The sequence below is a fragment of the Bacteroidota bacterium genome, from assembly GCA_037133915.1.
In the GTDB taxonomy this organism is placed as follows: domain Bacteria; phylum Bacteroidota; class Bacteroidia; order Bacteroidales; family CAIWKO01; genus JBAXND01.
In genome coordinates this window covers 1-7,031 of sequence record JBAXND010000089.1, presented here as the reverse complement: position 1 = coordinate 7,031, position 7,031 = coordinate 1, and the positions used below count along the sequence as shown (strand labels likewise).

At 44.7% G+C, this 7,031-nt stretch carries 2 protein-coding genes; both read left to right on the top strand.

Features of this window, described 5'->3' with window-relative positions:
• Positions 1–3,164: T9SS type A sorting domain-containing protein (locus tag WCM76_16445; protein MEI6767221.1), on the top strand; the 3,164-nt coding region annotated here is incomplete at its 5' end.
• A gap of 455 nt (positions 3,165–3,619) precedes the next feature.
• Positions 3,620–7,031: hypothetical protein (locus tag WCM76_16440; protein MEI6767220.1), on the top strand; the 3,412-nt coding region annotated here is incomplete at its 3' end.

Below are 7,031 nucleotides of genomic sequence, written 5' to 3'. Positions count from 1 at the left end.
ACACCCTGCCCGCGAATAAAACACAGTTCATTCTGGGAACATTTACTGCTGTGGGGGCCTGCGGCAATGAGGTGGTAATGCAGTCTTCATCAAACGGAGCTCAGGCAGCTATCAGCAAATCGGCTGGTATTGTAACCGTTGACTATGTTTCGTTTAAAGACATCAGTGCAACCGGAGGAGCCACTTTCAATGCTACCAATTCGACCATCATCTCTAACACCTCCGGATGGAATGTAACACCGCCTGCCGGCACCGGAGCTAATTATTATTGGATTGGTGGAGCCGGTAACTGGAGTAATGCCGCACACTGGTCATTATCGAGCGGTGGCACCCCAAATTCGGCAGGATGCATACCGGGTTCTACCAACAGCGTATTTTTTGATGCCGGTTCTAACTTCACAGGTTCAAGTAATACGGTAACCGTTGATGTAAGCACGGCATCGTGCAATGATATGACCTGGACCAATGCCGCAAGCACACCTCTGTTTAATTCATCCAGCAGCAGTAACAATCTGAAAATTTATGGATCACTCACCATGATCAACGCCATGAACTGGTCGTTCGACGGTAAGGTATATTTTGAAGCTACCACTACAGGAAAAACCCTGACAACTTTCAATAAAAATTTCCTGAACGAAGTGCATTTTGATGGAGCAGGCGGTGGATGGACACTGCAGGATGCTTTCAGTTGTACCGGCTCGGTGACCTACCTCGACTACGGTCATCTCAATACAAATAATCAAACACTCACGCTTTACAGATTCACTTCGAACAACACCAATACCAGAGCACTTACGCTGGGTTCTTCGCTGATGATTATGAGCAGCTCCAACAACGCTTTTTATGTAACCTTTACTTCGGCATTCACATTCAATGCAGGAACTTCAACATTGAGATTTACCTACACATCCAACAGTAATGCCGGACTCTATCTGGTGAATTCAAACATGAACTTCACCTTCTACAATGTTGAATTTACGGCACCTGCAGGAATCGGATACATCTATAACAGCAACAACTCGTATTCCGGAACATTCAATAATGTGACCTTCTATGGACACGGGAATATTGAGGCAGGAAACAACACTTACAACAACCTTACCTTTACTGCCGGAAAAACATACACCCTGCCCGCGAATAAAACACAGTTCATTCTGGGAACATTTACTGCTGTGGGAAGCAGCGGACAGTTTATCGACATTTTATCTTCATCATCGGGAACACAAACAACCTTGTCAAAATCATCGGGCTGCGTTGTTGCTGATTACCTTCAACTGAGAGATTCGTGGACGACGGGTGGTGCAACTTTTTATGCGGGAGCCAACAGTGTAAATACTTCAAACAACAGCGGCTGGATATTTTCAACCCCGACGCCTCTACCCTCTCCGGGAAGCATCAGCGGTCCACTCTCAACCTGCAGCAACGGCAGCGGAATTGTATATTCAATAGCTCCAATTTCAGGAGCAACAAACTATATTTGGAACTTACCGGCAGGTGCAAGTATTACTGCGGGTTTGGGAACAAACTCGATTACCGTGACGTTTGGCACCACTTCAGGCAGCATTTCAGTATATGGAAGTTCAGGTTCCTGTGCTACTTCTCCTACAGCAAGTATAAATGTGGTTGTGGGCGGTAGTGTATTATCATCACTTTCTGTTACTGCGAGTCCGTCAGACACAATTTGTCAGGGAACGGCCGTTCTGTTTACGGCAACTCCGGTGAATGGTGGAACCTCACCAACGTATCAATGGCATTTAAACAATGCCCATGTCGGGAATAACACATCTACGTACCAGAATGCAGGGTTAAATGGCGGCGACGTGGTATTTTGTGAAATGTCATCGTCATTAACATGCGTCAGTAACAGTCCTGTGGCTTCGAACAACATCACAATAGTTGTAACATCCATAGCTGTGGCACAAATAACCACACCCGGACCGGTGAATATTTGCAATGGAAGCAGTGCAACACTAAACGCATCTGCACAAGCGGGGGTATCGTATCAGTGGCAGTTAAACGGTAGTGATATTATCGGTGCCAATACGTCAACCTTCGCGGCCGCAGCCAATGGTGATTACACCGTCATTGCATCCAACAATTGTGGGGCTGACACATCATTAATCGTTAGTGTTTCTATTGGAGCAGCCCCCGGAACGATTGCTTCAATTACAGGTTCGGATACTGTTTGCTCAGGCAGCACTTCGTTATATACATCATCATCTACAGGAGCTACTGCATTTGTATGGGATGTTACCCCTGCAGGAGCAGCTAACCTGAGCAATCTTGGTAGTAACATGACGGCATCATGGAGTAATATATTTGCTGGAAATGCAACGATATCGGTCTATGCATTCAATGCCTGCGATACCACCGCTACAATGACACTCAATATTCATGTGGACACTACGATTGATCAGATATATTTTCTGGGTGGAGCCTTATCTCTGTGTCAGGGGGTATTTTCATCGGGTTATTCCGCAGCATGCAGCAATGCCACAGGATATACGTGGACACTGACACCTTCAAATGCAGGCACCATCAGCGGAACGGGCAGTATAGGTACCGTACACTGGGACCCTGCGTTTACAGGTTCTGCAGTAGTTTCGGTAAGTGCTTTTAATAATTGTGGTACTTCAGCGACGTTGAACAATACCGTAAACATATGGGCTCCGCCAACAACACCCACCTTCTCGGTGAACGGAAATTTACTTACTTCATCGGCCGCGTACGGCTATCAATGGTTGCTGAACAACAATCCGATTATTGGTGCAACCGCACAAACGTATACAGCCCTTGTTAGTGGCTATTATTCTGTTGTTGTGCGTAATGTTCATGGATGCACTGATACTTCAACTCAGATATATATTCTTGTAACCGGAATTGAAAATGCATTTGGCAATAACAGATTCAATGTGATGCCCAATCCATTTACCAATGATTTTACAATAACATATTATATAGGAGAAGAGTCAAAAACAACGATTGAACTTTTTGATCAAACCGGCCGGAAAATATCCGTAATAGTTAATAATGAAATCAGGCATCCGGGAGATTATTCGATACACTTTAATACGGCAGAACTCGGTCTTTCATCGGGAATGTACCTTCTCAGGATGGCTTCGGGTGAGCATATTTATTACAAAAAACTTATTAAAATTGAATAAAAATTCAGGCGTTTATTGCATGAAAAAAGCAGCTTTGTGGATAGTATTTCACAAAGCTGCTTTCATTTTAGGAATAGCATCCCAAAAATAGAATATCAATAACTCAGCCTATTAATTGAAATACAGCTATTTTAAAAAAAATGCAACCGATTTGCATTTTCGAACCTATCCCTTTTTCGTTCAAGAAAAAAACCAGGAAAACTTATAATCTTACATTAAAAACACAACGAAAAGATTGAAATAACTTAAAATGGCATTAATATTTCCGTAAATTCGAGCAATCATTTATCATTGAAACCGGAGAAAGCTCCCGGTACTCATCATATCTCAACCATGCTCATCAGCTCTAACCGCTGAAAACAACGAATCTGAAGATTAATCAACCCAAATTAGGGTTGTTATAGGGTATTTAACCATAATGCACGGCATTGTTGTAACTGAATAATTATTAAGCTATGAAACATCACTACAAAATCACAAACATTTTTGGTACAAACATCATAAGCACTTTATTGTGTTTCATGCTGCTGCTTCTATTTGCGAACAAAGCCGAAAGCACAAACTATTTTTGGGTAGGCGGACAAGGCAACTGGAGTCAGGCGGCACACTGGAGCACTTCCAGTGGTGGCAGTGGCGGAGTGATTGTGCCCGGTTCAACAGATAACATATTTTTTGATGCGAACTCAGGTTTTACACCCAGCAGCAATACCGTTACGATTGATGTAAGCAACGCTTACTGTAAGGACATGACATGGACGGGAGCAACAAATTACCCAACGCTCACCACCGGCAGCAGCGCCTATAACCTCAGGATAAGCGGCAGTCTTACGCTGATTGCCGCCATGAACTTCTCTTTCAGCGGGGCAACCTATTTCGAAGCTGCCTCTACCGGGAAAACAATAACATCGGCAGGGCAAACTTTTTACGGAGCGTTTTATCTGAATGCTTCCGGCGGAGAATGGACCTTACAGGATGACCTCAACTGCAACAGCACGATATACCTCAATTACGGGACCTTCAGAACAAACAATAAGAATATTACAACCGGAAATTTCAATACTGATAATGCAAACATAAGAGGGCTGTATCTGGGATCTTCACTGTTTACAATCAATACAAGCGGCTACGTATGGTGGCAATTGTCAAATATGACACTTAACGCAGGAACTTCAACCATTTCATTCCCTTCATCTTCTTCGCCCCGGCTCTATTTAAACAACACTTCAAGTGCATTTGCATTCTATAATATTGAATTTACTTCGGCAAGCGCTACCGGATACCTCCAGAATACTACGGGACAAACGGCTACTTACAACAGTCTCACCTTCGCCGGTCACGGTTATGTGTATGGCAACAGCATTTTTAACGGAGCTGTAAGTCTTACGGCCGGTAAAACATATCAGTTTGAAAGCGGAAAAACACAGACGTTTAACAGTACTTTTCTGGCCAGCGGATATTGCGGGAATAATGTTACGATACAGTCCACATCAAGCGGCTCGGCTGCTACTTTCAGCAAAAGCGCCGGCAGTATTACGGTTGATTATGCTACACTAAAAGACAATACGGCGACGGGTGGCGCTGTGTTCACGGCAAACAATTCGACTAATGCAGGAAATGTAACCAACTGGACCATCAACTCACCGTCTAATCTTAATGTTGATTATTACTGGATTGGCGGACAGGGAAACTGGAGTCAGGCAAATCACTGGTCGCTCAGTTCGGGAGGCAGCGCGAATCCGGCAGGTTGCATTCCGGGTTCCACCAACACTGTTCATTTTGATGCAGGTTCGGGTTTTACACCCAGCAGCAATACCGTTACGGTTGATGTAAGCAATGCATCATGCAAGGATATGCTCTGGACAGGGGCCGGAAATTACCCTACCTTCACAACCGGCAGCAGTGCATACAACCTCAGGATAACCGGCAGTCTTACGCTGATTGCCGCCATGAACTTCTCTTTCAGCGGGGCAACCTATTTCGAAGCTGCCTCTACCGGGAAAACAATAACATCGGCAGGGCAAACTTTTTACGGAGCGTTTTATCTGAATGCTTCCGGCGGAGAATGGACCTTACAGGATGACCTCAACTGCAACAGCACGATATACCTCAATTACGGGACCTTCAGAACAAACAATAAGAATATTACAACCGGAAATTTCAATACTGATAATGCAAACATAAGAGGGCTGTATCTGGGATCTTCACTGTTTACAATCAATACAAGCGGCTACGTATGGTGGCAATTGTCAAATATGACACTTAACGCAGGAACTTCAACCATTTCATTCCCTTCATCTTCTTCGCCCCGGCTCTATTTAAACAACACTTCAAGTGCATTTGCATTCTATAATATTGAATTTACTTCGGCAAGCGCTACCGGATACCTCCAGAATACTACGGGACAAACGGCTACTTACAACAGTCTCACCTTCGCCGGTCACGGTTATGTGTATGGCAACAGCATTTTTAACGGAGCTGTAAGTCTTACGGCCGGTAAATCATATCAGTTTGAAAGCGGGAAAACACAGACACTTAACAGTAGCTTCAACGCTACGGGCAGCAGTGGTCTTTCCATTGATATTAAATCCACCAGCTCGGGAAGTCAGGCAACACTTTCGAAAGCAAGCGGATGTCTTCTGCTGGATTATTTGCAGCTAAAAGACAGCAAAGCCACTGGCGGTGCCAATTTTTATGCGGGGGCCAACAGCATTGACTTAGGTAATAACACAGGGTGGAACTTCACAACACCTCCGGGAGGAAACGGCGTCTTAAGCGTTTCAATTGCCGCCAGTCCATCAGGCTCTATATGTTCCGGAACAACGGTAACCTTTACCGCCACTACGGTAAACGGCGGAACACTGCCCACTTATGTATGGAAAAAGAACGGAAGTACTGTGGGAAGTAATAGTCCTGTTTATACAGATGCAACATGGACCAATGGAGATCAGGTATATTGCATTGTTACGGCTGCCAGTACATGCGTTACCAATAACCCTGCAACATCCAACATCATAACCATTACGGTAAGCTCGTCATTAACCTTAAGTACAAGTATAACGGCAAGCCCGTCAAATAATGTCTGTGCCGGTACCAGTGTGACCTTTACCGCAACTGATGTCAATGGAGGACCGTCACCATCCTATCAGTGGAAATTAAATGGCAGCAATGTCGGAACAAACAGTCCTGTATATACCAACGCAACCTGGACCAACGGAGATCAGGTTTACTGTATTGTAACTTCAAATCTGGGTGGATGCGTTACCGGCAGTCCGGCAAATTCCAACACCATAACAATGAACGTCAGCAGTGGGCTTCCTGTAAGTGTTATTATTACTGCAAATCCTGCAGGCACCATTACTGCGGGCACCAGCGTAACCTTTACGACTTCCGTAACAAATGGCGGGACCAATCCTTCCTACCAATGGAAAGTAAATAACATTGCCACCGGCTCCAACAGTGCAACCTTCGTAAGCAACACCCTTTTGAATAATGATGTTGTTACGTGTGAAGTAACCTCCAACATCGGTGCATGCGCTACAGGAAATCCGGCAACATCAAATGCAATCACCATGTCTGTAACCGGCACGTTCACATTTTACTGGATTGGAGGAAGCGGGAACTGGACACAAGCAACACACTGGTCATTTTCAAGCGGTGGTCCTGCCTGCAACCTGGTGCCCGGCTCACAAAATAACGTATTCTTTGATGCCAATTCAGGATTTACTTCCACAAGTAAAACAGTAACGATTGACGCCAGCAATGCTTCATGCCGCAACATGGACTGGACAAACGCTGCGAATGTCCCTGTACTGACAACCACTTCAAGCAGTAACAACCTGATGATATACGGTTCGCTTACGCTGATAC